This window comes from Pseudomonas sp. ITEM 17296, from assembly GCF_028895205.1.
Classification (GTDB): Bacteria; Pseudomonadota; Gammaproteobacteria; order Pseudomonadales; family Pseudomonadaceae; genus Aquipseudomonas; species Aquipseudomonas kermanshahensis.
Window position 1 is genome coordinate 1 of record NZ_WJRS01000029.1, and the last position, 25,135, is coordinate 25,135.

General features: G+C 58.7%; 27 protein-coding genes and 1 tRNA gene. 11 read left to right on the forward strand and 17 right to left on the reverse strand.

Annotated elements, in window-relative coordinates:
* Positions 1 to 231 precede the first annotated feature (231 nt).
* Both GIB19_RS23760 and GIB19_RS23765 read left to right on the forward strand, forming a co-directional pair.
* Positions 232 to 681, forward strand: coding sequence for a carboxymuconolactone decarboxylase family protein (locus tag GIB19_RS23760; RefSeq protein ID WP_023532827.1), 450 nt, complete (start codon positions 232 to 234; stop codon positions 679 to 681).
* A gap of 272 nt (positions 682 to 953) precedes the next feature.
* Positions 954 to 1,940 (forward strand): LysR family transcriptional regulator, encoded by a 987-nt coding sequence (locus GIB19_RS23765; RefSeq protein WP_177408881.1) that lies wholly within the window; start codon positions 954 to 956, stop codon positions 1,938 to 1,940.
* 19 nt (positions 1,941 to 1,959) lie between these two features.
* On the opposite strand, the gene GIB19_RS23770 is transcribed toward GIB19_RS23765, so the two are convergent.
* Positions 1,960 to 2,421 carry a RidA family protein gene (locus GIB19_RS23770; protein WP_058133611.1) on the reverse strand — a complete coding sequence of 154 codons (462 nt, stop codon included), beginning with the start codon at positions 2,419 to 2,421 and terminating at the stop codon, positions 1,960 to 1,962.
* A gap of 208 nt (positions 2,422 to 2,629) precedes the next feature.
* Here GIB19_RS23770 and GIB19_RS23775 point away from each other — a divergent pair, with 208 nt between their 5' ends.
* The gene (locus GIB19_RS23775) at positions 2,630 to 3,316 is read left to right on the forward strand and encodes a hydrolase (RefSeq protein ID WP_084296595.1); all 687 of its coding nucleotides are present in this window, start codon (positions 2,630 to 2,632) and stop codon (positions 3,314 to 3,316) included.
* Positions 3,317 to 3,483: 167 nt separating this feature from the next.
* Positions 3,484 to 3,864 carry a helix-turn-helix domain-containing protein gene (locus tag GIB19_RS23780; protein WP_089230371.1) on the forward strand — a complete coding sequence of 127 codons (381 nt, stop codon included), beginning with the start codon at positions 3,484 to 3,486 and terminating at the stop codon, positions 3,862 to 3,864.
* Between the two features lie 422 nt (positions 3,865 to 4,286).
* Here GIB19_RS23780 and GIB19_RS23785 read toward each other — a convergent pair whose 3' ends face one another.
* From GIB19_RS23785 to GIB19_RS23800, 4 genes are all read right to left on the reverse strand, one after another.
* Positions 4,287 to 5,021, reverse strand: coding sequence for an NADPH-dependent F420 reductase (locus GIB19_RS23785; RefSeq protein WP_274888265.1), 735 nt, complete (start codon positions 5,019 to 5,021; stop codon positions 4,287 to 4,289).
* Positions 5,022 to 5,228: 207 nt separating this feature from the next.
* On the reverse strand, positions 5,229 to 5,975 hold the full coding sequence (locus tag GIB19_RS23790) for an NADPH-dependent F420 reductase (protein ID WP_274888266.1): 747 nt from the start codon (positions 5,973 to 5,975) through the stop codon (positions 5,229 to 5,231).
* A gap of 183 nt (positions 5,976 to 6,158) precedes the next feature.
* The gene (locus GIB19_RS23795) at positions 6,159 to 6,590 is read right to left on the reverse strand and encodes a MarR family winged helix-turn-helix transcriptional regulator (protein WP_089230362.1); all 432 of its coding nucleotides are present in this window, start codon (positions 6,588 to 6,590) and stop codon (positions 6,159 to 6,161) included.
* 385 nt (positions 6,591 to 6,975) lie between these two features.
* Positions 6,976 to 7,917 (reverse strand): LysR family transcriptional regulator, encoded by a 942-nt coding sequence (locus GIB19_RS23800; RefSeq protein ID WP_274888268.1) that lies wholly within the window; start codon positions 7,915 to 7,917, stop codon positions 6,976 to 6,978.
* A 99-nt stretch (positions 7,918 to 8,016) separates the two neighbouring features.
* Here GIB19_RS23800 and GIB19_RS23805 point away from each other — a divergent pair, with 99 nt between their 5' ends.
* The 3 genes from GIB19_RS23805 to GIB19_RS23815 all read left to right on the forward strand — a co-directional run bounded on the left by GIB19_RS23805 (position 8,017) and on the right by GIB19_RS23815 (position 11,587).
* Positions 8,017 to 9,186: a mandelate racemase/muconate lactonizing enzyme family protein gene (locus GIB19_RS23805; RefSeq protein WP_274888269.1), complete on the forward strand. Its 1,170-nt coding sequence runs from the start codon at positions 8,017 to 8,019 to the stop codon at positions 9,184 to 9,186.
* Between the two features lie 101 nt (positions 9,187 to 9,287).
* Entirely contained in the window at positions 9,288 to 10,595 is a 1,308-nt protein-coding gene (gene dctA / locus GIB19_RS23810; protein WP_274888270.1) for a C4-dicarboxylate transporter DctA, read from the forward strand.
* Positions 10,596 to 10,711: 116 nt separating this feature from the next.
* Positions 10,712 to 11,587, forward strand: coding sequence for an isocitrate lyase/PEP mutase family protein (locus tag GIB19_RS23815; protein WP_274888271.1), 876 nt, complete (start codon positions 10,712 to 10,714; stop codon positions 11,585 to 11,587).
* 377 nt (positions 11,588 to 11,964) lie between these two features.
* Here the strand turns inward: GIB19_RS23815 and GIB19_RS23820 are convergent, their stop codons facing one another.
* From GIB19_RS23820 to GIB19_RS23855, 8 genes are all read right to left on the reverse strand, one after another.
* Positions 11,965 to 12,249, reverse strand: a complete 285-nt coding sequence (locus GIB19_RS23820; RefSeq protein WP_274888272.1) for a hypothetical protein — start codon at positions 12,247 to 12,249, stop codon at positions 11,965 to 11,967.
* A gap of 163 nt (positions 12,250 to 12,412) precedes the next feature.
* Positions 12,413 to 12,488, reverse strand: a tRNA-Gly gene (locus GIB19_RS23825).
* 63 nt (positions 12,489 to 12,551) lie between these two features.
* The gene (gene pgsA / locus GIB19_RS23830) at positions 12,552 to 13,112 is read right to left on the reverse strand and encodes a CDP-diacylglycerol--glycerol-3-phosphate 3-phosphatidyltransferase (protein ID WP_027592792.1); all 561 of its coding nucleotides are present in this window, start codon (positions 13,110 to 13,112) and stop codon (positions 12,552 to 12,554) included.
* A 33-nt stretch (positions 13,113 to 13,145) separates the two neighbouring features.
* On the reverse strand, positions 13,146 to 14,969 hold the full coding sequence (uvrC, locus tag GIB19_RS23835) for an excinuclease ABC subunit UvrC (RefSeq protein WP_027592793.1): 1,824 nt from the start codon (positions 14,967 to 14,969) through the stop codon (positions 13,146 to 13,148).
* Positions 14,970 to 14,974: 5 nt separating this feature from the next.
* The gene (gacA, locus tag GIB19_RS23840; protein WP_027592794.1) at positions 14,975 to 15,613 is read right to left on the reverse strand and encodes a response regulator transcription factor GacA; all 639 of its coding nucleotides are present in this window, start codon (positions 15,611 to 15,613) and stop codon (positions 14,975 to 14,977) included.
* Positions 15,614 to 15,676: 63 nt separating this feature from the next.
* Positions 15,677 to 16,066 (reverse strand): helix-turn-helix domain-containing protein, encoded by a 390-nt coding sequence (locus tag GIB19_RS23845; RefSeq protein WP_027592795.1) that lies wholly within the window; start codon positions 16,064 to 16,066, stop codon positions 15,677 to 15,679.
* A 121-nt stretch (positions 16,067 to 16,187) separates the two neighbouring features.
* Positions 16,188 to 16,619, reverse strand: a complete 432-nt coding sequence (locus GIB19_RS23850) for a GNAT family N-acetyltransferase (RefSeq protein ID WP_274888274.1) — start codon at positions 16,617 to 16,619, stop codon at positions 16,188 to 16,190.
* 13 nt (positions 16,620 to 16,632) lie between these two features.
* A complete protein-coding gene (locus tag GIB19_RS23855) occupies positions 16,633 to 17,019 on the reverse strand; it encodes a DUF488 domain-containing protein (protein ID WP_027592797.1) in 387 nt (128 codons plus the stop codon).
* Between the two features lie 128 nt (positions 17,020 to 17,147).
* Here GIB19_RS23855 and GIB19_RS23860 point away from each other — a divergent pair, with 128 nt between their 5' ends.
* Complete coding sequence (locus GIB19_RS23860; RefSeq protein WP_274888276.1) at positions 17,148 to 18,764, forward strand: inorganic phosphate transporter; 1,617 nt, start codon at positions 17,148 to 17,150, stop codon at positions 18,762 to 18,764.
* A 105-nt stretch (positions 18,765 to 18,869) separates the two neighbouring features.
* On the opposite strand, the gene GIB19_RS23865 is transcribed toward GIB19_RS23860, so the two are convergent.
* From GIB19_RS23865 to GIB19_RS23875, 3 genes are all read right to left on the reverse strand, one after another.
* Positions 18,870 to 19,565: a glutathione S-transferase N-terminal domain-containing protein gene (locus GIB19_RS23865; RefSeq protein ID WP_027592799.1), complete on the reverse strand. Its 696-nt coding sequence runs from the start codon at positions 19,563 to 19,565 to the stop codon at positions 18,870 to 18,872.
* Between the two features lie 87 nt (positions 19,566 to 19,652).
* Positions 19,653 to 20,150: a PaaI family thioesterase gene (locus tag GIB19_RS23870; RefSeq protein ID WP_274888277.1), complete on the reverse strand. Its 498-nt coding sequence runs from the start codon at positions 20,148 to 20,150 to the stop codon at positions 19,653 to 19,655.
* Positions 20,151 to 20,253: 103 nt separating this feature from the next.
* Positions 20,254 to 21,636 carry an amino acid permease gene (locus GIB19_RS23875; RefSeq protein ID WP_027592801.1) on the reverse strand — a complete coding sequence of 461 codons (1,383 nt, stop codon included), beginning with the start codon at positions 21,634 to 21,636 and terminating at the stop codon, positions 20,254 to 20,256.
* A gap of 255 nt (positions 21,637 to 21,891) precedes the next feature.
* Between GIB19_RS23875 and gcvA the strand changes: the two genes are divergently transcribed.
* Positions 21,892 to 22,788: a transcriptional regulator GcvA gene (gene gcvA, locus GIB19_RS23880; protein ID WP_027592802.1), complete on the forward strand. Its 897-nt coding sequence runs from the start codon at positions 21,892 to 21,894 to the stop codon at positions 22,786 to 22,788.
* Between the two features lie 132 nt (positions 22,789 to 22,920).
* Positions 22,921 to 24,165 carry a 2-aminoadipate transaminase gene (locus GIB19_RS23885; protein WP_027592803.1) on the forward strand — a complete coding sequence of 415 codons (1,245 nt, stop codon included), beginning with the start codon at positions 22,921 to 22,923 and terminating at the stop codon, positions 24,163 to 24,165.
* A gap of 3 nt (positions 24,166 to 24,168) precedes the next feature.
* On the opposite strand, the gene GIB19_RS23890 is transcribed toward GIB19_RS23885, so the two are convergent.
* Positions 24,169 to 24,471, reverse strand: coding sequence for a hypothetical protein (locus GIB19_RS23890; protein WP_027592804.1), 303 nt, complete (start codon positions 24,469 to 24,471; stop codon positions 24,169 to 24,171).
* A gap of 220 nt (positions 24,472 to 24,691) precedes the next feature.
* Here GIB19_RS23890 and GIB19_RS23895 point away from each other — a divergent pair, with 220 nt between their 5' ends.
* Positions 24,692 to 25,117, forward strand: coding sequence for a hypothetical protein (locus GIB19_RS23895; RefSeq protein WP_027592805.1), 426 nt, complete (start codon positions 24,692 to 24,694; stop codon positions 25,115 to 25,117).
* The last annotated feature ends 18 nt before the right edge of the window (positions 25,118 to 25,135 follow it).

Sequence of the window (25,135 nt, forward strand, 5' to 3'; positions counted from 1 at the left end):
TGAAGGTACCGCCAAGGGTGTGGAGTCACTGAATACTGGGAGAGAAACAGGGTACGGTGAGGTGCAGACGTTCTTTGGTAGGGATAGCCATGGTGTGGATCAAGTCTGCAGCCCGCTTTAAGAACATCATCGAATTCAAGCGTATAGGTTTGCACATTAGCTGGGCGGTGTGCCGTCAAGCGGCAATCCGCATGTCACCCTCTTCATTGCTCAAAGACAGGAAAAGAAATCATGAGTCGACTCAATTGGTTTGAAGCTTCGCCTGGTGCAGCCAAGGCCCTTGGCGGGCTGCATCATTTCGTGACCACCGCGACAAATTTGCCAGCCCCGTTGATTCACCTCGTGTTTCTCAGGGTGTCTCAAATCAACGGCTGCGCCCATTGCATCGATCTGCACTCACGCGATCTGATCAAAGCAGGTATTTCAGTGGACAAAGTGCTGTTAGTACCAGTATGGCATGAAGCGCACTATTTGTTCTCGGATCAGGAGCGCTCAGCATTGGCCTGGGCAGAAGAAGTCACGCGGGTAAGCGAGACACATGTATCCGACGAAGCTTACGCAGCAGCATCGGCAATGTTTGCCGAAAAGGACCTTGTCGACCTGACAGCGGCCATTGCCGCAATGAACGCTTTTAACCGTATGGGCGTCAGCTTCCGACTCAAACCTGCCGCTAAAACGTGATGACCTATGACTCAACATGCAAACGCAGTACTTCAGAGACCGCCCTAGTATTGCCTACAGTCTGTTTCAGGCCTTTGCGGCCCCTTCTGAACGACGGGTATGAGCCGAAAGCAGTCTCTGACGGACGTCCGCAATGGGTCGAAGGCGGACGCTCGCGATTGACTGCGTTCAAAATAAGCTGGCATATGTCTCGGATTGAATGAGTGTGACTTACTCCCAGAATGGTGGGCAGACTAATCCCCTTCTCGTATCATTGCTCCTCCTCATCTGGAATGATTTTCGTGAATCCTTCACCTGGAAGTGTCTCGCCGATCCAATCGAATTCTAATGGACCGAAATGGGATGCCGGAGAAGCTGTAAGCCAGCTTTCCTGGGACGACTTGCGTATCATCAAAACGCTGAGTGACTGTAGCAACCGCGCGGCCACGGCCAAGAAGCTCGGCATCAATGTGTCCACCGTCTCGCGCCGGGTCGCGCAGGTTGAGAAGACGCTTGGGGTCGCGCTGTTCGATCATCGTAAGGCGGGGTATCTTCTGACTGCCGAGGGTGCCGAACTGCGTGCACTGGCCGAGCGCGTTGAACTGGACATCGTCAGTGTCACCCGCAGGGTTTCTCGCGCCGGCCAAGGCCCGCTGGGGAAACTGCGAATCACCACCAGCGACTCGCTGCTGCTGTACTTTCTAACGCCTATCATCGCGGACTTCAAAGCCCTCAATGAGGGGATCACCGTTGAGGTATTAGTCGGCAACCAGACGTTGAGTTTGGCGAGGGACGAGTCGGACATTGCGATACGTGCGACCAAAAAACCGGCAGATACCCTAGTGGGTCGCAAGCTCGCCAACATCGCCTGGGCGCCGTATCGCAGCGTCAAGCAGGCAGCGATTGCCGACCCCTTCGCTGAGGGGCAGTCGTGGGTATCCTACTCGGGAGGCCTGTGCGGATTGAAGGCAACGAGCTACGTCGAATGTCGGGTGCCCTCTGAGTTCATCTCCTACCGCACCGATTCCGTGGCGGCTGCGAGCGCGGCTATTGCAGCAGGTCTCGGTTTTGGCTTCCTCCCCTGCATGCTGGGCGACATTACCCCAGGATTGGTTCGGGCAGGCCAAGTAGTTCAGGAGCTTCAGGATGAGCTATGGTTGCTTACCCACCAGGACATCAGGAAATCCTGGCGGGTGAAAGCATTCATGACGTTCTGCGCCGCTGCCGTGGCCGACCTCAAACCGCTGGTCGAAGGTCAGCAGGCCATCCCGGTTTCATAGCGGAAACCGGGAGCACCGTTCATTTGGCGTGGGCGCCGATGACAGCTCGACACACGATCTCAATCAGCTGGGGACGCTGGGCGAGCCGCGATACACCAATGATATTGCTGGCCGCCTGCGGGCGTTCTGTGCCGTAAGCTGCCTTACGCACCTTGCCGACGACCGCAAAAGCAGCGTCCATGTCCAGCACATACAGCGTTTCCTCAACGACATCCTGCATCGTGGCGCCATACAGGGCGAGCAACTTGGCAATGTTGTCGTAGGAAACCCGCATCTGTTCGCCCATTGACGAAAAATCGCTCGGACGACCGTCAGCATCCAGTGGCGCCGGCGCTACCAGGTTGCCTTCTTCGTCATGGTTGAACTGCCCCGAGATGAAAATCTCGTTCCCGACTCGCCGCGCCTGCGGATAGCCGTAGCCCTCTTCCCATGGAACGCCCCAGTAGGCGGTGTCGTCGTTGAAAGGTCGTGAAGCGGCCATTGGATTCTCCTTGGCGAAAAATGGATCGACGTGATCCGACTGGCCGAGATCCTAGCACCGGATTGGACGCTACCTGTGGTGCAGTTATGCTCCCTCAAGAGCGCAAAAATGCGCCACCGTTTCGCTGAGTGTTTCGCTATCTTGTGCTGGCACTCGGCGACAACCCGCCGGGGAAACTCTCGCCACCGTTCAACAAAAGGGAAGAACAATGAGCAATCCACACACTGAAGTCCTCACCCCGCTCAACAGCCAACTGATCTTCATCGATCAGCAACCGCAGATGGCTTTTGGCGTACAAAGCATTGACCGGCAGACGTTGAAGAACAATACCGTGGGCCTGGCCAAAGCAGCCAAGATCTTCAATGTCCCCACCATCTTCACCACGGTCGAAACCGAGAGTTTCTCCGGCCATACCTACCCCGAACTGCTCGCGGTATTCCCTGATGCGCCGTTGCTGGAGCGCACCTCCATGAACTCCTGGGACGACCAGAAGGTTCGCGACGCGCTGAAAAAGAACGGTCGGAACAAGATCATTGTTTCGGGCCTGTGGACTGAGGTCTGCAACACCACCTTCGCACTGTCCGCCATGCACGATGCGGGCTACGAGATCTACATGGTTGCCGACGCTTCCGGCGGCACGACCAAGGAAGCACACGACTACGCCATGCAGCGCATGATCCAGGCGGGCGTAGTGCCAGTAACCTGGCAACAGGTGCTGCTGGAGTGGCAGCGCGACTGGAAAAACCGCGACACCTACGATGCGGTCATGGAACTGGTCAAAGAGCATTCGGGTGCCTACGGCATGGGCGTCGACTACGCCTACACCATGGTGCACAAAGCGCCAGAGCGTGTTCAGCACGGCCCTACCTTGGCGCCCGAGGCCGCATCGATCTGAGACCTGATCAGCCCCAAAGTTGATTTTATGCTCAACAAGCGGGGCCGGAACGAACCGATCCGGGCGATCAGTCATGACGGAGTGCTTGAAGCTTCAGAAGATGCTTCACCGAATAGTGCCGCCCGGATCAATTCATCTTCAGATTTTTTCAGGACGAATTGATCTCCATGAACAGTGCTAAAGGCATCGTTATAGCCTACGTCGCGATTAAGTCGACGGGGCGGCTTAAACCATGGCAAGTCAAAACGGCCAAGCAGCTGATGTTGGATCATCTGGATATCGGCATTTCGGTCACCGCACTTGCGGAAGCATGCGGACTGTCGCGCAGCTATTTCTCGCGCAGGTTCAAGGAATCCACACAGGTCTCTCCTCAGCAGTGGTTGCGTGAGCAGCGGCTGAGGAAGAGTAAAGAACTGCTAGAGACATCGACGATGATGCTCGCCGAGATCGCCCTAGAGTGCGGCTTCTACGATCAGCCACATTTCTGCCGAGCGTTTATGAAATCCGAAGGCCTAACGCCTCAGGCATGGCAGCAACAGGTGGCTTAGCCGGAACTGTGTGCCGCTAAATTCGGCGTGTACTGCCTTCGTAGATTTCGCTCGCTAGCTCTCCTTTCCGGCATAGGTGGGGTACTAAGGTACTACGGCTCTCCAAGACAATTTCCTGAAGGACCGCTATGGGTCGAGACCGGTCATCAACGACTGACAGCTATCGACCCGTAGCTGCCATCGCCGATGGCAGCAAAAACGGCCCAGAGCGAACGGCCTTGAGTGAGCAGACTATCCTTGAGGCTTGAAGGAGTACACGAAACTAGGGCGATTCACCCCTCCGTCGGCTGCCCTCAATCGGAGTGCACTTCTCAATACGCGGGAAAGACTTTCGATGCTGCCGGAGCTCACCACTGCTGACTGGCGAGACGGGCCCTATCAGCACGTGTGGCGTACGGTGGGCCCCCTCCCCCAAAACGGATTTAGGCCGTCATTGCGCGATTGGTAGCAACTATCTGTTCATGCGTAAGCTGGCTTCCTGGAGCCATAAACTTAGCCAACAGCGCATCGCGATTTTTAGGCGCCCTTTCCTTATCTGCCATTTGCAACGCCAATTTCAGCTCAGGCAATGTCAATTCAGTACAGTAAGCAGGCGTACCGGGCTGCTGACGCCAGGAGTCTTCAAGGCTTCCAGCGGCGAGCGCGGTGAAGCCCGTATCCTCAACAAGATCCTGCGCGATTGCTTCCGCGTATGTGTCTCCACCAGCTACAGGCAAGGCAATACGCGTTGGGGATTCGGCTGGTTGGCCTTTATCGGCAAGGGTCGCGGCGAGGACGGCGTTCCAAGCCTTAATAACCGGGTGGCCAATTCGCTTACTTACCCAGATGCTCTCTGGCAAGCCGTCATCGACTTCCTTGATAACTCCATCACGTCCCGGATAATAATTAGAAGTATCAATGACAACTGTCTTCTCTGGAACCTTACTCATGATTGGTTCGAGATCAGGATAATTTGCAAAGGGGATCGAGAGGATAACCACTTCCACCCCGGAAACCGCCTCCTCCTTGGTCACAGCATGCACGCCGATTTCATTAGCAAGAGCTTGAATGCTTTCAGGACCTTTTGAATTTGCCAATTTAACTTCGTGCCCGCACGCAGCAAGCTTTCGTGCCAGAGTAGAACCAATATTGCCCGCACCAATAATTCCGATTTTCATAAATATACCCCTTGAGCTTAAACAAATAAAAATATCTGAATAATTAGTGCTCGACGCCCTGGTAAATTATCGAAAAGTTATCAGGGGCAACAGCACGCACACCGCTAAACAGTTCAAATAACTCGAACCGCCAACATTATATTACATAGTTTTAAAGCTGAATTTTGTCAAACTGATAGATCTTCATTGATACGCTTTAGAATATGCTCATGCATAAATAAGCTTGGAAAGCTGAACGATATAGCTACGACTTGGGTTTGTACCGATCGTGCCGAATCTCTCGTTATAAACTGCAAAGAAAAGGTCTTGCCGTTTTCTTGAGCGCGCCAGATCCGCGTCAGCCAGTGCTTGGGGGAGAGCCTCGGACGTCAGCTCAGTGCAATAGCAAGGCGTGCCACACTGCTGTCGCCAGGACTCTGCTAAGGAGCCAGCATAATAGGCATCGAATCCGGAGTCCTCGATGAGTGCCATTGCCACAATGCGGTCTTGATCACGATCAGCAGCGACAGGGACGGCAATGCGCTCCGGATCGCCAGCAGGCCTGCCCGCTTCATTGAGCGAGGCGGAGTAAATTGTATTCCAGGCTTTTGCGAGGGGACGGCCAATTTGTTCAGATGCCCACATACTGTCGGGCTGACCATTCTCGATTGCGTCCAATCGCTCATCGCGTGCGGGTATGTAGTTGGATGTGTCGATGATTACGACATCTTCAGGCAGGCCTGCAAGTAGCTTTTTAAGATCCGGAATTCGTACAAAAGGTATTGAGAGAATTATGACATCAGCGTCAACTAAAGCCTCTTCTTTTGTGACTGGAATCGCTCCCGTTGAGAGCACATCAGCATCAATGGTGTTAGGTCCGCGCGAATTTGAAACTCTTACTTTATGGCCAGCAGTACTGAGCAATTTTGCAAGCGTTCCCCCGATAAATCCGCTACCGATAATTCCAATGTTCATAGAGATTCCTCATCTCTGGAGGTGGGTGCTCATGGTATAAGGCTCAGCGATTGCAGCCAGGCAGAGCCTCACCCCTAGCGATTGGTTCTACAAATGCATCACAGTTCTGTCAGTCGCTGTTTCATCTGAATCTGGCAATCAGCTTAAAAACTTTGCGTTCGCCAACCGCCTCTGAGGCGGGTACTAACTGATAGCAGGTCGCGCCAAACCCTCAAGCGTGCGATGGAGCTCTTGAAGGCCTTGAGGTGTGAGTTGGCACGCAGTTCTGATCTTGTCGGTGATGCTACGAAGCTCATCCTCCATGCCACGGGCATGCATCGTGAGGTCTATCAGCACTCGACGCTCATCGGAGGCATCACGTGTGCGTGTGATCACTCCGGCAGCTTCCAACCTTTTGAGTAAAGGTGTAAGCGTGCCGGTCTCCATGTCGAGACGTTCACATAAATCGCTCACAGATTGAGGCGACCCATTCAACAGCTCCAGCGTGACCAGGTACTGCGAAAATGTTAGGCCCAGTGGTTCGAGGAACGGCTTGTGCAACCGAACCATCCGGTTCGCGGCAGCGTTGAGCGCGAAGGAAAGCTCTGTGGCCACGCTTCGTTGCGTCAAACTCATATATGTAGCCTGCTATAATGTAGTGTGCTACATAAATTATGCTCAGCCATTGCCGGTGTCAACAGCTTCTGAGGCTGCCGGCCTTTTTCCAGATGAGAGGTCACTAGAATGACAGCGAGCAAATAGCTCTTGAGGACAGAGTTTGTACCTGTAAGCAATCGAGAGGCTTTGCGTCCTTAAGCGGTGAATGAACCGCTACCGTGCAGGCATGAGCTTGTATGTGGCTAGAGCGAAAGCCTCTCAGGTCAAGTCTCTTCGAGTTTTCGCAACGAAACGCCCGTTCTTGAGGTTTATGGCGTTCCCTGGCAACCGTTCTTAGTGTCCAGGGGGGCGGTACCCCAGCAATGGAACCGTTCAGCTTCCAATAGGGCAGGTCTTGTTTGAGTCACTCGTATCGGTCAATGGTTGAGTTAGGGCGCCTCACCAAAGCGTCTAAGCCTTGTGGCGACTGGTCAATTCCCGCCCTGGCCCAGAACATTTCTGCAGACTGACTGAGGGTTGCTTTTGGCCGGGTCAAATGAATTTCCAGGGGAATGTCCCAGCTTTCATCGAGCGCCCGGATCAAACGCCCGTCCAGTATCTCCTGCTCCGTAAGGCTCTTAGGTAGCCACGCCACGCCCTTGCTTTCCAAGGCCATGGACATCAACACCGCTGCAAGGTGGCTGGTGAACAGGGGCTTTAGGTGAAGGTAATCTTCTTTGCCGCGCAGTCTGTGCGCGACAATACGGCCCAGTCCGGATTCATGGGTGTAGGCGAGGTAAGGCAATGCTGCAGGAGAAGTACCGAAGTCAGCGCGAGCACTGGCGAGCGGAACGAGAGTGTCTTCGCCTACCTTCTTGCTGGTGAACTGTTCGGGTGCCAATAGTGGCGGAACGTCGGGGTGGCGGTGGCATAGCAAGAACTGAACCTGGCCATGAATCAGCATTTGCTCACAAACGGCCATGCTATCTGAGTGCAGTTGAACTGCCTCGATTGGCGCACCGCTTTCGGAACTCCGGAGCCACTTCGGGAAAAAGGTAAAAGAGAGCGAGTGGGTCGCCGCGAATTGTAGTGATCTCGCTGCTACCCCTGCGACCTCTTGAGCTTCGCTGCGTAGCCGGTACAAGGATCGGGCCGCTTCTTGGGCACTGGGCAAGATATGCCTGCCAGCCTCGGTGAGCGTGGCTCCATGTGATGAGCGCACGAACAGTTCAACTCCCATCCAATTCTCCAGCGCGCGGACTCTGCGGCTGAAGGCCGGCTGGGTTACGTGTCGCGCTTCGGCCGCCCGCACGAAGCTTCCGTACTCCGCCAGCGCTGAAAGATCTTCTAGCCAAACAAGTTCCAAGGGCCATGCCTCCTGTGCATAGGGTCCGGCATTAATAGCATTGGGCGAGCGCTACCTCAAAGCATAACGTGGGGTCACATACAACAAGAGGAACCCGTCATGCGTATCGTCGACATCCGTGAAAAAACCGTTTCCATTGCCTCGCCAATCGCCAACGCCTATATCGATTTCTCCAAAATGACCTGCTCGGTCGTCGCTGTTGTCACGGATGTGATTCGCGATGGTAAGCCGGTCATCGGCTATGGCTTCAACTCCAACGGTCGCTACGGCCAAGGCGCATTGATGCGCGATCGCTTCCTGGCACGTATCACCGAAGCAGACCCAGAGACTCTCATCGACCACGAAAACAACAACCTGGACCCGTTTGCCATCTGGAAAACCCTGATGACCAACGAAAAACCAGGAGGTCACGGTGAGCGCTCTGTCGCCGTGGGTACCATCGACATGGCGGTCTGGGATGCTGTAGCCAAAATCGAAGGAAAACCGCTGTACCGCCTGCTCGCTGATCGTTACCGCAACGGCGTCGCCGACGATAAAGTCTGGGTGTACGCAGCCGGCGGCTACTACTACCCTGGCAAAGATCAAACCAAGCTCAAAGCCGAGATGCAGAGCTATCTCGACCGCGGCTACGACGTCGTGAAAATGAAGATCGGCGCGGTCCCGCTGGACGAGGACATCCGCCGTATCGAAGCGGTACTTGAAGTGGTTGGCGACGGCCGCCGCCTGGCCGTCGATGCCAATGGGCGCTTCGATCTGCAGACCGGCATCGCCTACGCCGAAGCCATCAAGAAGTACAACCTGTTCTGGTACGAAGAGATCGGTGATCCACTCGATTACGCGCTACAGGCTGAGCTGGCAAATCACTATGAACTGCCTATGGCCACTGGCGAAAACCTGTTCTCTCATCAGGACGCTCGCAACCTGCTGCGCCACGGCGGTATGCGACCTGATCGTGACTATCTGCAGTTCGACTGCGCGCTGTCTTACGGCCTTGTCGAATACATGCGTACCCTCAAGGTGATGGAAGAAATGGGCTGGTCTTCCCGCCGCGTTGTACCCCACGGTGGCCACCAGATGTCGCTCAACATTGCCGCCGGCCTGCACCTTGGTGGTAACGAGTCGTACCCGGATGTGTTCCAGCCGTTCGGCGGCTTCGCGGACGGCATCAAGGTCGAAAACGGCTACGTCGGCCTGCCCGACATCCCAGGTGTGGGCTTTGAAGCCAAATCCGCCTTGTACGCAGTGATGCGTGATCTGGGCGAGGGCTGATCATCCTCGGTGTGCGGTCTCGAAGACGAGGCCGCAGTACCAGGCGGCGTGCAGCGCCGCCAAGCCACATGCCCATCACAAAAATAAAATGAGGTGCTTTCGTGGAAATCTCCAAATCCCGCTGGTACAGCCAGCTGTATGTGCAAGTGCTGATCGGCATCGTGATCGGCGCGGCAATCGGTTACTTCCTACCCGACATCGGCGCCAAGCTCCAACCCTTCGCCGATGGCTTCATCAAACTGATCAAGATGCTCCTGGCACCGATCATCTTCGGTACTGTTGTTGTTGGTATCGCCAAGATGGGCAGCATCAAAGAGGTTGGCCGAATTGGCGTCAAGGCGCTTATCTACTTCGAGATACTGTCGACCATTGCCTTGGTCGTCGGCCTCATTGTGGTCAACATCGTTAAACCCGGCGAAGGCATGAACATCAATGCCAACGCCCTCGATGGCAGTGCCATCAGCAAATACAGCCAAGCCGCGAGTGAACAAGGCGGCACGATTGAATTCTTCCTCAATATCATCCCACATACCTTCGTCGGCGCTTTCTCCAACGGCGTCATGCTGCAGGTGATCCTGCTTTCTGTCTTGATGGGCGTCGCCCTTGTACAGATGGGTGAAACCAGCAAGCCGCTGATCAATACCATCGACTTGTTCCTTCAAGGCCTGTTCAAAATCGTCGCAATGGTCATGCGCCTCGCTCCGATCGGCGCCGGTGCCGGCATGGCATTTACCATTGGCAAGTACGGTATCGGTACGTTGCTGTCACTCGGCCAATTGCTGGTCGCACTGTATATCACCACTCTGATATTCATCGTGGTCGTTCTCGGTGTCGTCGCGAGATGGTCAGGAATGCCGCTGATGCAGTTCCTCCGTTACTTCAAGGATGAAATTCTCATCACCCTCGGCACCTGCTCAACCGAAGCCGTGCTTCCGAGAATGATGGTGAAACTGGAGAAGCTTGGCTGCAAGAAATCGGTGGTCGGCATGGTGCTGCCTACGGGCTACACCTTCAACGCGGACGGCACCTGCATCTACCTCACAATGGCTGCCATCTTTATCGCCCAAGCGACCAATACGCCGCTGACATTCATGGATCAAATGATTCTGCTGGCCGTATTCCTGCTGACCTCCAAAGGCTCGGCTGGCGTTGCGGGTGCGGGGTTTGTAACGCTGGCTGCAACGCTCACAACTATCCATTCCATTCCGCTGGTAGGCCTTGTGCTGCTGCTGGGCATCGATCGGTTCCTCAACGAAGCGCGGGCGGTGACCAACCTGATCGGTAATGGCATCGGCACCATCGCAATCGCCAAGTGGGACAACTCCTTTGATGTCGAAGCTTGTGAACGAGAAATCGCAGCCATGAAAGAGGAAAAGGCGGCAAGGAAGGCTTTGCTGGCGCACAAGTGACTCGCCCTCACTTCCGGTCATCGCGCTTGAAGTCGGCGATGATCGGTCGTGATCTGGTTTCTTTAGCCCCGCAAAGCGTGCTCTGCACCAGCTGAATGAATTTGATGGAGCCGAATATGATCGAACGATCGCATCATGAATTGCGCAAGGCGTTTGGTGATTTGCTTCAAGGACATGTCTGTAAATTTGCTGCTTCCGTATTCGATCCCATCTCGGTGCGTATGGCAGCCGACCTTGGTTTCCAGGTGGGTATACAGGGAGGGTCTGTCGCCTCGCTTCAAGTGCTTGGGGCACCGGACATTGCACTCCTGACGCTTGATGAATATGTCGAGCAGGTCACCAGAGTTGGGCGTGCGAGCCAAATCCCTATCATTGCTGACGCTGACCATGGCTTTGGCAATGCGCTGAATGTCATGCGCACAGTCAGTGAGTTGCAGAAAGCCGGCGTTGCAGCGTTGACTTTGGAAGACACCCACTTACCGGCGAAATACGAAGAGCATTCGCCGGTGCTGATCGGAGGTGAAGAAGCAGCTGCCAAGATATACGCTGCTCGATTTTCCCGCTCGGATGATAGCCTCTGCATCATCGCCAGAACGAACGTGGCCGCAACCACTCTGGAAGATTCTATCGCTCGTACTGCTGCCTATGAGAAAGCGGGTGCAGATGCTATCTGCTTGGTTGGGGTCAAAGATTTCCATCACCTGGCGGCCCTCACGAAACACCTCACCACGCCGATCATGCTTATCAACTACGGTAATCCGGCGCTCAGCGATGTTGAGAAACTTAGCGCTGCCAATGTGCGCATCGTGGTCAATGGGCATGCCCCCTATTTTTCTGCGATCAAGTCGATCTACCAAGCGCTGCGTGAGCAAAGCGGTTCTCAGGGTTGCGAGCTCTCCCTCCCTGAACTGATTTCGAAATACACACGGGTTGAGAGATATCGAGAGTGGTCAAAGACGTATCTGAAGGTGGGGCACGACTCACCACGTTGAGAAACCCAACAAAGATTCTTTGGCACGCTGCCCGCTTAGCTCGGCCATTGATGAAACCACCCATAGCTGCCTGCCGCTTGCCGAGCCCTCTGAGTGGGCATGCAAGCCGTCGTTTCTGGGGCGACAAGTGTAATTCTCTACAACAGGTTGTAACAGAAGCTGCGCAGGCCGCGACCCAATTTCAGCCGCTAGCTCTGGACGATGAAGGTCCGCTAAGGGTCGAAAGCGGTCAGTCGCGAACGGCGGCTATCGACCCATAGCAGTCGGTCGGCACAGTCACTGAGCGAAGGTCGTTGAAACTGGCAGAACTGTTTACAGGCTTAATGCGCAGGCCGCTTCAGCACGGCATGACGTTCGAATCTCACGCTATCACTCCATTATTGGCAGTTGCGCACGTGGAAGAGGTAGGAGCCGATGACTTCGGCACGTCGAGCAAACCGCTCTATTTCTTTTACCCTGAACAGCTCATGACCTGGTGTGCGCTCGACGATGACAGCTTGAATGGCATCGTAGAACTGCTCGTACGCGATTGAGTAGCCAAGCTTTTTGAAGACGACGTGCAGAGCCTGGTAAAAGCGCTCTTCATCGTTCGGATGTCGAGTGTGCCAGGTGTCAACGCTTAGCCAGGGTAGAAGAAGCAGTTGGAGCGCCATCATGTCCATGATGAGCTTCCTGCATGTTAGGCGAATGTGATTGTAGCGACGTACAAATCGATTCCAAAACTGAAACGCCACCCCAGAAAGGTAACCGCTAAATCCCAGGCACAAAAAAAGAGGCCCTAAGGCCTCTTCTTTGTGATCCCAGCGACGCACTGAGGATCGAATTTGGAGCGGGAAACGAGACTCGAACTCGCGACCCCGACCTTGGCAAGGTCGTGCTCTACCAACTGAGCTATTCCCGCGTCGTGATGGGTGCCATTCTAGCGATATCTAAAACGGCGTCAACCCCTTGATTCAAAAAAGTTTTATTTTTGTTCCGAGCCTTCGCGCAAGTGCGGCCAGGCGGCCAGCAGATAATGCGCCATCGACCACAGCGTCAGCCCTGCCGCTACCAGAAGCAGGCCGTAACCCAGAATCACCCACATCGTCACCGCAGGTGGGTTGCCCAGCAGAATGACCAGCGCCAGCATCTGTGCGGCGGTCTTCCACTTGCCGAGGTTGGACACCGCCACGTGCGCCCTCGCCCCCAGTTCGGCCATCCACTCGCGCAGCGCCGAAACGACGATCTCGCGGCCGATGATCACCGCTGCGGGCAAGGTCAGCCAGAAGTTGGCGTGTACCTGCACCAGCAGCACCAGCGCCACGGCGACCATCAGTTTGTCTGCCACTGGGTCCAGGAAGGCACCGAACGGCGTGCTCTGCTGCAGGCGACGCGCCAGGTAGCCGTCCAGCCAGTCGGTGGCGGCGGCAACGGCGAACACACTGCTGGCGGCCATATAGCTCCAGTGATAGGGCATATAGAACAGCAGGATGAAGATCGGGATGAGCAGGACGCGTAGAACGGTGAGCAGGTTTGGAATATTCATCGGTACGACTGGCTGCGGGTTGAGCCCGGCATTCTACTCGCTATGCAGGCTGGCATAAATCGACTCGGCAAGCTTTTTACTGATGCCGGGGGCTTTGGCGATCTCATCGATACTGGCGCGGTTGAGCTCTTGCAGGCCGCCGAAGTGTTTCAGCAGGTCGCGCCGGCGCTTGGGGCCGACCCCGGCCACGTCCTCTAGGCTGGACACGCGACGGGCCTTGCCGCGGCGCGCGCGGTGGCCGGTGATGGCGAAGCGGTGGGCTTCGTCGCGGATCTGCTGGATAAGGTGCAGCGCCGGTGAGTCGCCCTTGAGGGTGAACTCGTGGTGCACGTCGTTGAGGTACAGGGTTTCGAAACCGGCCTTGCGGGTCACGCCTTTGGCCACGCCGAGCAGGGTCAGGTCGGTGAAGGCCAGCTCCTGCATCACGTCGCGGGCCATGTTCAACTGGCCTTTGCCGCCGTCTACCAGCAAGACGTCGGGCAACTTGCCCTCGCCGTCCTTGATGCGCCCGTAGCGGCGGGTCAGGGCCTGGTGCATGGCGGCGTAGTCGTCACCGGCGGTGACGCCTTCGATGTTGAAGCGGCGGTAGTCGGACTTGATCGGGCCTTCGGGGCCGAACACCACGCAGCTGGCCACGGTGGCTTCGCCGCTGGAGTGGCTGATGTCGTAGCACTCCAGGCGCTGCGGCACTTCGTCCAGGCCCAGCACCTGGGCCAGGGCCTCGAAGCGCGCGGCCATGTGCTGGCGGTTGGCCAGGCGGGCGTTGAGGGCCTGTTCGGCGTTGGTCACGGCCAATTGCTGCCAGCGGGCCCGAGTGCCGCGCACCCGGTGGGTGATGGTCAGCTCGCGGCCGCGTAGGGTCTGCAGTGCTTCGCTGATGGCTTCGAAGTCTTCGTGCACCACGTTGACGATGAGTTCGCCAGGCAGCTCACGCTCAGCGTTGCCCACGTAGTACTGGGACAGGAACGCGGCCATGACTTCAGCCACCTCCTCCTCGATGCCCACCTGTGGGAAGAAGTTTTTGCTGCCCAGCACCCGCCCGCCACGCACGCTGATCAGGTGCACGCAGGCGCCACCGGGGTTGACGAAGGCCGCGATGACGTCGACGTCGCCGGTACCGCCTTCGATGTACTGCTGGTCCTGCACGCGGCGCAACAGGGCGATCTGGTCGCGCAGTTCGGCGGCCTTCTCGAAATTGAGGGCCATGGCGGCCTTCTCCATTTCGGCATTGAGCTCGTTGCCCAACTGTTGGCTGCGGCCTTCGAGGAACATCACCGAGTGGCGGATATCGTCGGCGTACTCGTCTTTATCCACCAGGCCGACACACGGCCCTTTGCAGCGTTTGATCTGGTACTGCAGGCACGGCCGGGTGCGGTTGGCGTAGTAGCTGTCTTCGCACTGGCGCACCGAAAAGGCCTTTTGCAACAGGCTAAGGCTTTCGCGAATGGCGCCGGCGCTGGGGTACGGGCCGAAGTAACGGCCCTTGGCTTTTTTTGCACCGCGGTGGATGCCTAGGCGCGGGAAGTCGCCGTCAGACAGGAAGACATAAGGGTAAGACTTGTCGTCGCGCAACAGGATGTTGTACGGCGGCCGCCATTCCTTGATCAGGTTCTGCTCCAGCAGCAGCGCCTCGGTCTCGTTGGCGGTGATGGTGGTCTCGACCTGGGCGATACGGCCGACCAGCGCGGCGGTCTTGGGCGCCAGGCCGGTTTTGCGGAAATAGCTGGCCAGACGCTTCTTGAGGTTTTTGGCCTTGCCCACGTAGAGCAGCCGCGCCTCGGCGTCGAACATACGGTAGACGCCCGGGCGACCGCTGCAGGTCGCCAGGAACGCGCTGGCATCAAAAGCTTGGGGCATGAGGTTTACAGGCTTGCGTCAACCATACCGTGGCGAACGGCCAGCAAGGTCAGTTCGACGTCGCTGGTGACCGAGAGTTTTTCAAAGATCCGATAACGGTAAGTATTGACGGTCTTGGGCGAGAGGCACAACTTGTCCGAGATGATCTGCACCTTCTGGCAGCCGACGATCATCAGGGCGATCTGGATTTCCCGCTCGGACAAGGCGTCAAACGGCGAGCCTTGCGGCTGGAACGACTTCAGCGCCAATTGCTGGGCGATTTGCGGGCTGATGTAGCGCTGGCCGGCAAAGGCCAGGCGAATGGCCTGGACCATTTCGTCGAGCCCGGCGCCCTTGGTCAGGTAACCGGCTGCGCCGGCTTGCAGCAGGCGCGTGGGGAATGGGTCTTCCTCGCACACGGTGACCGCGACCACCTTGATGTCGGGGTGGCTGCGCAACAGTTTACGGGTAGCCTCCAGGCCACCGATGCCCGGCATTTTCACGTCCATCAGAACGACGTCCGGCTTCAGCTCCCGGGCCAGCTTCAGCGCCGCCTCCCCTGAATCCCCCTCACCCACCACCTGCAAGCCGTCGATGTCGGCCAGCATGCGTGTAATACCGGTTCGTACCAGATCGTGATCATCGACCACTAAGACCCTAATCAAGCACACACCTCGTCTACAGGGCGATTGGATCCCGCCACCTTAACAAAATTTTTCATGGCGGGCCTAACGCAAAACTTCTGTCAGATAGGCCTGACGGCCAAGTGTGAAAGGCCTCACTGTTTCACGGCTTTTAACCTCACCTGACAAACGCCCCAGCAAGTGCCAGAGCGCTGCTTGATCGGCGAGCGGCAATTGCCGAAACGCCCCCAGCAATTCGGCCTCATCCTGGGTCATGTTTTCCAGCGGCGCGGGGGTGCGCACACCGCTGAGCACGTAGAGGGCATCCACGCCATGGGCGGCCACTGCGGCCAGGTAATCGGCACGCGGCGTGCGCTCGCCACTTTCGTATTTACCCTGGGCATTGGGCTCGACCCCGCCAATGTCACCAAACACCCGCTGGGTCATCCCCAACCGCTCACGTTCTTCCCGCAGTCGCGGACCGAATCCATTCATAGGGTGCATCTCCTTAGTCCCTAGACATCATCCAACGCCGCTCACCTTCCTGTAAGCAGCTGTAAATTCCTGGGTCCACTATGCCGATGGTCACCGGCCACGACAAGCCATCACTGAGCTATCAGTCGATTGCGCGCTGCATGCGCACGAAGCACTCATCTTCGCCCATTTCGACAAAGCCCCTGCGCTGATACAACTGCCTGGCCGGGTTGCTGCGGAACACCATCAAACGCAGCAGTGGTAGGCGCCGCTGCTTGGCCCAACCGGCGAGCGCCTCCAACACCCCACTGCCGATACCGCGCCCGCGGTGCTCGGGCAGCAGGTGCAACTCGCGAATGAACAGTGCCTGGCGGTCTTGGCTGAGGCTGCAGTAGCCCAGCAACGTGTCACCGTCCATCACCAGCCATTGCTCACGCCAGCTCCAGGCCTGGTCGAAGGCGTCTTCGAGCCACAACAGGTCGAACTCACGGTAGTACGGCAGCATGGCCCGGCGCGTAAGGTCGCGGGCAAAGCTGCGGTAGGCGTCGGTGGCAGGTACGAGGTTCATGGCCATTATTGTGCACTGCTCAGGTGGCGTAGCACACCGGCGAGCTGCCTGGGCCACGCCGTTCCAGCTCATCCTCCAGCCACTCGGCGAGCACCTGGGCATTGTTGTGCTCGGTGTTTTTGGCGGCATACAGCAAGGTCAGCGGCCCTTTGGCCGCCAGGTCCAGCAGTGGGTACCAGTGCTCGGGGTGAGCGGCCAGCTGTTGCTGGTAGCGCTGGGTGAAACCGGCGAAATCCACCTCCCCCTGGTGAAACGCCCTTCGTAATTCATCAGAAGGTGCCACCTCGCGCAACCATTGGCCCTGCAGGTCTTCCTTGCGTTTGTTGCGCGGCCACAGGCGGTCGACCAGCACGCGCTGGCCATCTTCGTCGGCGGCTGCTTCGTAGACACGTTTGCAGCGGATCATGGCTTTCTCCCGGATTTACCGTCTGTCTTGAGCCTAGTGAATTCATTGACCGAGGTCACGGACCGGTCACGAATTGCTCCTAAGCTCACAGCCTTCGGCACCTTCGCCCGACGCCAACCGGAGCCCCCATGGCAACCCCGTCCCTGGCCAGCCAGCCGCCACTGGCCCAACGCGATTCCCGCCCGCAGCTGTCCCACAAGCCCGGGCGTGCCACCCTGGTTTTGTTCTTCGGCCTGCTACTGGCAGGCATCGCCTACACCGCCTGGAGCCTGAAACAGGACGTCAGCGCCAGCGGCACGGTTATCACCACCGTTACCCCCTTCCTGTTGTTGGGCCTGGCGCTACTGATTGCCCTGGGCTTCGAGTTCGTCAACGGCTTCCATGACACCGCCAATGCCGTCGCCACGGTTATTTACACCCACTCTTTGCCGGCACCGCTGGCTGTGGTCTGGTCGGGGTTGTGCAACTTCCTGGGGGTGCTGCTTTCCAGCGGCGCGGTGGCCTTTGGCATCATCGCCTTGTTGCCGGTCGAGCTGATTTTGCAGGTAGGTTCTTCGGCCGGTTTCGCCATGGTCTTCGCCCTGCTGCTGGCCGCGATCATCTGGAACCTGGGCACCTGGTGGCTGGGCTTGCCGGCGTCCTCCTCGCACACGCTGATTGGCTCGATCATCGGCGTAGGCGTGGCCAATGCGCTGATGCATGGGCGGGACGGCACCAGCGGCGTGGATTGGGCCCAAGCCAGCAAGGTGGGGTATGCCCTGCTGTTTTCGCCACTGATCGGCTTTGCCTGCGCGGCCCTGTTGCTGCTGGCGCTGCGCGCGCTGGTCAAGCGCAAAGAGCTGTACCAGGCGCCGGAAGGCCAGACGCCGCCACCGTGGTGGATCCGTGGCGTACTGATCCTGACCTGCACCGGGGTATCGTTTGCCCATGGCTCCAACGATGGACAAAAAGGCATGGGGCTGATCATGCTGATTCTGGTCGGCACGCTGCCGATGGCGTATGCGCTGAACAAGACCATGCCCAGCGAGCAGGCCCTGCAGTTTTCGGCCGTGGCCGAAGTGACGCGCCAGGCCCTGGTGCGCCATGACCCGCAAGCGGCGCCCGCAGACCCGCGCCAAACCTTGACCGCGTTCATCGCCGAACCCAAGCCCAACCCGCAACTGGTACCAGCCCTGGCCGCCCTCACCGGCATGATCGGCGAAGAGGTGAAGGGTTACGGTTCGCTCAAGCGCGTGCCGGCCGAAGCCATGGCCAACGTGCGCAATGACATGTACCTGACCAGCGAAGCCATCCGCTTGCTCGACAAGCACCAGCTGACAAACTTCGATGCCGACACCCGCAGCCATGTGCAACTGTTCAAGACACAGCTGGACGATGCCACGCGCTACATTCCCCTGTGGGTCAAGGTGGCCGTGGCCATCGCGCTGGGGCTGGGGACTATGGTCGGCTGGCGACGCATTGTGGTGACTGTGGGCGAGAAGATCGGCAAGACCCACCTGAGCTATGCCCAAGGCGCATCGGCGGAGGTGGTTGCGATGTGCACCATCGGGGCGGCCGACATGTTCGGGCTGCCGGTCTCGACTACCCACGTGCTGAGCTCGGGTGTGGCTGGGACCATGGTCGCCAATGGCTCGGGGATTCAGAAGCGTACGTTGATCAACTTACTGATGGCCTGGGTGCTGACCCTGCCCGCGGCAATGCTGCTGGCAGGTAGCCTGTACTGGCTTCTTAACCAGATTTTCTAGGCTGCAATAAAGAACCTGTGGGAGCGGGCTTGCCCGCGAATGTAATGGTGGACCTACCACAGCATTCGCGGGCAAGCCCGCTCCCACAGGTTCAGGGATGCCCGATCATCCCGGGATTTTCAGGCCACGCTGAACCGCCGGCCGCTCCAAAAACGTCGCCAGCACCCGCTGCACTTCCTTGAACGCATCGAACCCGACCAGCTCACGGGCGTTGTAGCGCTCCACAAGGTTGCGTACCCAAGGGAAAATAGCGATGTCAGCGATGCTGTATTCGTCGACCATCCACTCGCGGCCTTGCAGGTGGCGGTCCAGCACACCCAGCAAGCGCTTCGATTCGTTGACGTAGCGATCCCGCGGGCGTTTGTCTTCGTATTCCTTGCCCGCAAAGAAATGGAAGAACCCGACCTGGCCGAACATCGGCCCGATGCCGCCCATCTGGAACATCAACCATTGCAGGGTCTGGTAACGGGTGGCGGGGTCCTGGCTGAGCAACTGCCCGCTCTTTTCCGCGAGGTACTGCAGGATCGCGCCCGACTCGAACAACGGAAGCGGCTGGCCGCCGGGGCCGTTCGGGTCGAGGATGGCGGGGATCTTGTTGTTGGCGCTGAGGGAAATGAACTCCGGGCTCAACTGGTCATCGTTGTCGAAGCTGACTTTGTGCGGCTCGTACGCCAGGCCGATCTCTTCGAGCATGATCGACACCTTGACCCCATTCGGCGTCGGCAACGAATACAGCTGCAAGCGCTCGGGGTGCTGGGCGGGCCATTTGCGGGTGATGGGGAATGCGCTCAGATCGGTCATGGTCAACCTTGCCTGGGGAATGGAGCTGTTACTTTAGTGACATCCCGCGTGGCTGACCATCACCGACCCTTCATCGGCACAGGCGGCTCAAGCCTGGCCGTGGGCCTTGAGCTTGAGCTTTTCGGTGTCGACCCGAACGAACACCGAGTCCGCCGTCACCGTGAGTACATCGTCTGCCCAGACCTCGCAGATAACCCGGCTCTTGCGCCCGACGTCGCCTTCAACGCGGGCCTTGAGCAGCAACTCGACCCCCATGGGGGTCGGTTTCAGGTAGCTGAGGTTGAGTGTGCCCGTGACGCAGTCGATACGCGGCAGGCTGCCCGGTTCGCGGCCTTCGTTGCGGTAGTGGTAGGCCATGGCGGTCCAGTTGGAGTGGCAATCGACCAGCATGGCCAGCAAGCCGCCATAAACCAGGCCGGGCCAGCCGATGAAGGTGCTGTCGGGCGCGTGGCGGCACAGCAGGTGGATGCCGTCGGCGTCCCAATGGCTTTGCAGGTGCAGGCCGCTGGGGTGGGAGCAGCCGCAGCCGTAGCAGGTGCCTTCCGGTGCAGCCAACTGCTGGAGGGAAAGGGTGTGCGCGTTCATACGCTTCCTGTGCTTGTTGGAATGGGAAGTGAGGCAAGCGTCGATGGTAGCGCCGCGCTGGGCCAGCGCCAATGAGAAAGGGGCGCCAAGCGCCCCCTCTGGATCAAGCAGTCTGTGCGACCACCTTGCCGCGCCGCTGGGTCAGCGACACCAGCAGGATGAACAGCGTCACCCCGGCAGTCATCAGCGTCTCGTAGCGGTAGGCATCGCTGAACAGCATGTAGCCCAGGACCATGACGATGGTGCCGATCACCAGCCAGGTCAGATAAGGGAACAGCCACATCTTAAGCTCCAGCGGCGTGCCCTCACGGTCTGCACGGGCTCGCATGCGCAGCTGAGACACGGCAATCACCAGGTACACCAGCAAGGCAATGGCGCCGGTGGTGGACAGCAGGAAACCGAACACCTTGCCGGGGAACACATAGTTGACGAAGCAACCGGCAAAGCCTGCCAGGGTCGAGAAGATGACCGCTACCGTTGGCACGCCAGCACCCGAAATGCGCTTGGTCATGCTCAGCGCCTGGCCACGGGCACCCAGGGAGTAGAGCATCCGCGAGGCCGTGTACAGGCCGGAGTTCATGCAGCTGGTGACCGCCACCAGCACCACCAGGTCGACCAGCAGCTTGGCGCCCGGCACGTTGAGCACTTCCAGCACCCGCTGGAACGAGCCCACGGCTTTCAGGGCCGGGTCGTTCCAGGCCACCAGCGACACCACCAGGAAGATCGAGGCCAGGTAGAAGATGGCGATGCGGTACACCACCAGGTTGGTGGCACGGCGGATCTTGTCTTTCGGGTTGGCTGTTTCGTCAGCGGCAATGGTGACGATCTCGGCGCCGAAGAACGAGAAGATGGTGATCAGCACGCCACCCAGCACAGTGCCAAAGCCATTGGGCATGAAGCCGCCATTGTCCCACAGCCGGCTCACGCCCGAGACCTCGGCCAACGGCCAGAAGCCGAACACGGCCAGGCTGCAGACGATGATGAAGGCAACGATGGCAACCACCTTGACCAGCGCGAACCAGTACTCGAAGGCACCGAAGTTCTTCACGCTGATCAGGTTGGTACCCGACAGCACGACCATGATCAGGAAGGCGAACAACCACGATGGCACGCCGGGGAAGTAGGCATGCAGGATGTCTGCGCCAGCAATCGCCTCGACCGGGATGATCAGCACCCAGAACCACCAGTACAACCAACCGATGGTGAAGCCTGCCCAAGGGCCGATGGCCTCGGAGGCGTAAGTGGAGAACGAGCCGCTGTTGGGGTTGGCGATGGCCATTTCGCCCAGCATACGCATCACCAGCAGCACCAGCAGGCCGGTCATGGCGTAGGAGATGAGGATGGCCGGGCCGGCGGTGGCAATGGCGTTGGAGGAACCGATGAACAGGCCGGCGCCGATGATGCCGGCGATGGAGATCATGGAAACCTGACGGGACGTCAGGCCGTGCTGCAAGGACCGCTGTTTCTTGTTTTCTAGCGAAGCCATGGAGAACCCTCGAATGGGTCGCCGTCGTGGGACGGCTAAAAAATGGAGCAGAATTCTTATTAATTTCTGGTGTGCGTTTTTTGTTGTTTTGTAGATGCCGGCGGTGGCTACTTCCCTCCTCTTCGCACGACCGGTTGTAATCGTTGATCCAGGTCAGTATTAATCTATAGGCCTGGGTCAACAAACGACCTTTTCGAAGCACATGATTCCAATACGGAATGAACTTCTTCCTTTTTTGCTCGGTACGCGCCTGTCATGTCCAAACGCCTGATGCCCTCGACCACCGCCCTCCAGTGCTTCGAAGCGGCTGCCCGCCACCTGAGCTTCACCCGCGCGGCGCAAGAGCTGCACCTGACCCAGAGCGCGGTCAGCAAACAGGTCGCGCAACTGGAGGACATGCTGTCGCACTCGCTGTTCCAGCGCATTCGCCGGCGCCTGCACCTGACCCCGGCCGGTGCGCTGTACCTGACCGAGGTGAACAAGATCCTCACCCAGATCGACATCTCCAGCCGCTACATCCTCAGCTATGGCGATGAGACCGAAGTGCTTCGCATTGCCACCCAGCCGACCTTCGGCGCGCGCTGGCTGGTGCCCAGGCTGAAGGGGTTTGGTGATCGCTATCCGCGTATTCACCTGGATATCCGTAACGAGCTGGAACCCTTCGACCTGGTGCAGTCCAAGGCCGACATCGCCTTCTTCTTCGGTCAGGGCACCTGGCCTGGGGCGACGTGTATCGAGCTGTTCAGCGAAGAAGTGGTGCCGGTGTGCGCCCCAGAGCTGCTCGCCAACCACCGCTTCACCAGCGCCGAGGCGCTGACTGAGCACCGCCTGCTGCAGTGTGTATCGCGCCCGGAAGCCTGGCATGAATGGTTTTTGGGGCTGGGGCTGCACAGCCAGAACAGCTACCACGGGCCGCGTTTCGACACGTTCTACCTGTGCATCCGGGCCGCTATCGCCGGCTGTGGCATTGCCCTGATTCCGCGATACCTGGTGGCGGAGGAGTTGAACGAAGGCAAGCTGGTGGTGGCCTGGGACCACCCGGTGCCGAGCAATGGCAGGCACTTCATCGCCCATGCCGAGCATGCGGCGGAGGTGCCGAAGGTCAGGGCCTTCGTGCAGTGGATTCGCGAGCGGGTGGCTGAAGGGGATTGAAGCCAGTGCAGGTAACACAAAATCTTACAAGATCACGAATCCAAGGAATGATCGCAATCAAATAATTCGTTTGCGCAATACAGCCCCGGCACGCTTCGATAGTGGGAAACTCGAACAAGGTCCGCGTGCACCATGAATCAGGAAAGTATCAGCCAGTCCATTGCCATCGTTCACCCAATTACACTTTCCCACGGCAAGAATGCGGAAGTCTGGGACACCGACGGCAAACGTTATATCGACTTCGTCGGCGGTATCGGCGTACTCAACCTGGGCCATTGCAACCCAGCCGTGGTCGAGGCAATTCAGGCCCAGGCCACCCGCCTCACCCACTATGCCTTCAACGCCGCCCCCCACGGCCCGTACCTTGCCCTGATGGAGCGCCTCAGCGAGTTTGTCCCGGTCAGCTACCCGCTGGCCGGCATGCTTACCAACAGTGGCGCGGAAGCGGCGGAAAACGCCCTGAAAGTGGCCCGTGGTGCCACCGGCAAGCGCGCGATGATTGCTTTCGACGGTGGCTTCCATGGCCGCACCCTGGCAACCCTGAACCTCAATGGCAAGGTCGCCCCGTACAAGCAACGCGTCGGCGACCTGCCAGGCCCGGTCTACCACCTGCCCTACCCCAGTGCCGACACCGGCGTCACCTGCGAACAGGCACTCAAGGCCATGGACCGGCTGTTCAGCGTCGAGCTGGCGGTTGAAGACGTGGCGGCTTTCATCCTCGAACCGGTCCAGGGTGAAGGCGGCTTCCTCGCCCTCGACCCGGCATTCGCCCAGGCACTGCGCCGCTTCTGCGACGAGCATGGCATTTTGATCATCATCGATGAGATCCAATCGGGCTTTGGCCGTACCGGCCAGCGCTTTGCCTTCCCGCGCCTGGGCATTGAGCCCGACCTGCTGCTGCTGGCCAAAAGCATCGCGGGCGGCATGCCACTGGGTGCGGTCGTGGGCCGTAAAGAACTGATGGCATCGCTGCCCAAGGGTGGCCTGGGCGGGACCTATTCGGGCAACCCGATTGCCTGCGCAGCGGCGCTGGCGAGCCTGGCGCAGATGACCGACGAGAACGTCGCCACCTGGGGCGAACGCCAGGAACAGGCGATTGTCAGCCGCGTCGAGCGCTGGAAAGCCCAGTACCCGTTCATCGGGCGGCTGACCGGTGTCGGCGCGATGCGCGGCATCGAGTTCGTCAACGCCGATGGCAGCCCGGCACCGGCCCAGCTGGCCAAGGTCATGGAAGCAGCGCGGGCCAAAGGCCTGTTGCTGATGCCCAGCGGAAAGGCGCGGCATATCATCCGCCTGCTCGCACCACTGACCATCGAAGCCGAGGTGCTCGAAGAAGGCTTGGATATCCTCGAGCAGTGCCTGGCAGAGTTGAACTAAGGCTTACAGGCCCAGCTCTTCAGGGGTGAGCATGTCGGACTCGAAGGCAATCCAGCCCCCTTCGAGTTCGGCGTGGCCGTTGACGATCGGGCCGTAGTAGGTCAGGCCGTTTTCCAGGGTAACGCAGATGTGCGTGGCCGGCTTTTCGGGAGCTGCGAGCGTACCGACGAAATGCACCTTCTTCAGGGTTTCGGTCACCGCTTCAAGGCCCACGCGCATGCTGGGGTTTTCCGAGGCCTCGATGTCGCCCCCGCGGTCTTCAGCGCTGATGGTCACGGTGGCGGTGTACGGGAACTTGCTGCTCAAGCGGGGTTACCTCAATTAGATGTGTAGGCGTTTTGGCGCGTAGAGTACGGCAGCCTTTGTCTGTTGTCTCTACTGGCCTCTTCGCGGGTGACCCCGCTCCCACAGGTACAGCGTCATGCCTGGCACCTGGGTGGCCGCCATCAACAGATCAAAATGGCCTCCCCCGCCCCGATCTGTTAGGGTGCCCGCCGATGCACGCCACACCACACGAGGATCCCGAGTGAGCGCCGAAGAACCCCTGATCGCCGACCTGTTCGAGGTCGACAAACGCCTGTCCCTCAAGCCCGTCGTGGACTTCAACACCTACCTGCGCAACGCGTTCGCCGAAGGCCCGTGCCAGTGCCACCGCTGCCGTGACGGTGGCGACCAGAGCAGCTACAGCCACGCGCACAACTTCACCCTCGAAGGCCGCCCGCTCAACCGCCGCTTCGCCAACACCGCAGGCAGCGACGTGCTGCTGGTGCTGAAAAAAGCCTGGCTGTCGTACCACAAAGAAGACCTCAACCTGGTCGGCGCGCTGGACATGGCCAAGCTCAAGACCTTCACCGACGGCGCCCTGCACGAGCGCTTGCTGGCCCTGCTGCCTGCTAGCGGCCTGGCCCGTGAAGTGGACGGCCAATGGCTGCTGCAGGCTCAGGCCGACTGACGGCCCGGCGGTAAAGCA

Excerpts from the sequence above, each read along its gene's own strand:
- GIB19_RS23845 (WP_027592795.1), bottom strand. The coding sequence starts at position 16,066 with ATGAATGGATTCGGTCCGCGACTGCGGGAAGAACGTGAGCGGTTGGGG.
- GIB19_RS23855 (WP_027592797.1), bottom strand. The coding sequence starts at position 17,019 with ATGATCCGCTGCAAACGTGTCTACGAAGCAGCCGCCGACGAAGATGGC.
- GIB19_RS23885 (WP_027592803.1), top strand. The coding sequence starts at position 22,921 with ATGAATCAGGAAAGTATCAGCCAGTCCATTGCCATCGTTCACCCAATT.
- GIB19_RS23865 (WP_027592799.1), bottom strand. The coding sequence starts at position 19,565 with ATGACCGATCTGAGCGCATTCCCCATCACCCGCAAATGGCCCGCCCAG.
- uvrC (WP_027592793.1), bottom strand. The coding sequence starts at position 14,969 with ATGCCCCAAGCTTTTGATGCCAGCGCGTTCCTGGCGACCTGCAGCGGT.
- GIB19_RS23805 (WP_274888269.1), top strand. The coding sequence starts at position 8,017 with ATGCGTATCGTCGACATCCGTGAAAAAACCGTTTCCATTGCCTCGCCA.
- GIB19_RS23795 (WP_089230362.1), bottom strand. The coding sequence starts at position 6,590 with ATGAGTTTGACGCAACGAAGCGTGGCCACAGAGCTTTCCTTCGCGCTC.
- GIB19_RS23860 (WP_274888276.1), top strand. The coding sequence starts at position 17,148 with ATGGCAACCCCGTCCCTGGCCAGCCAGCCGCCACTGGCCCAACGCGAT.
- GIB19_RS23870 (WP_274888277.1), bottom strand. The coding sequence starts at position 20,150 with ATGAACGCGCACACCCTTTCCCTCCAGCAGTTGGCTGCACCGGAAGGC.
- GIB19_RS23785 (WP_274888265.1), bottom strand. The coding sequence starts at position 5,021 with ATGAAAATCGGAATTATTGGTGCGGGCAATATTGGTTCTACTCTGGCA.
- gcvA (WP_027592802.1), top strand. The coding sequence starts at position 21,892 with ATGTCCAAACGCCTGATGCCCTCGACCACCGCCCTCCAGTGCTTCGAA.
- GIB19_RS23790 (WP_274888266.1), bottom strand. The coding sequence starts at position 5,975 with ATGAACATTGGAATTATCGGTAGCGGATTTATCGGGGGAACGCTTGCA.
- pgsA (WP_027592792.1), bottom strand. The coding sequence starts at position 13,112 with ATGAATATTCCAAACCTGCTCACCGTTCTACGCGTCCTGCTCATCCCG.
- GIB19_RS23760 (WP_023532827.1), top strand. The coding sequence starts at position 232 with ATGAGTCGACTCAATTGGTTTGAAGCTTCGCCTGGTGCAGCCAAGGCC.
- GIB19_RS23775 (WP_084296595.1), top strand. The coding sequence starts at position 2,630 with ATGAGCAATCCACACACTGAAGTCCTCACCCCGCTCAACAGCCAACTG.
- GIB19_RS23770 (WP_058133611.1), bottom strand. The coding sequence starts at position 2,421 with ATGGCCGCTTCACGACCTTTCAACGACGACACCGCCTACTGGGGCGTT.
- GIB19_RS23815 (WP_274888271.1), top strand. The coding sequence starts at position 10,712 with ATGATCGAACGATCGCATCATGAATTGCGCAAGGCGTTTGGTGATTTG.
- GIB19_RS23875 (WP_027592801.1), bottom strand. The coding sequence starts at position 21,636 with ATGGCTTCGCTAGAAAACAAGAAACAGCGGTCCTTGCAGCACGGCCTG.
- GIB19_RS23765 (WP_177408881.1), top strand. The coding sequence starts at position 954 with ATGATTTTCGTGAATCCTTCACCTGGAAGTGTCTCGCCGATCCAATCG.
- GIB19_RS23780 (WP_089230371.1), top strand. The coding sequence starts at position 3,484 with ATGAACAGTGCTAAAGGCATCGTTATAGCCTACGTCGCGATTAAGTCG.
- GIB19_RS23820 (WP_274888272.1), bottom strand. The coding sequence starts at position 12,249 with ATGGACATGATGGCGCTCCAACTGCTTCTTCTACCCTGGCTAAGCGTT.
- GIB19_RS23850 (WP_274888274.1), bottom strand. The coding sequence starts at position 16,619 with ATGGCCATGAACCTCGTACCTGCCACCGACGCCTACCGCAGCTTTGCC.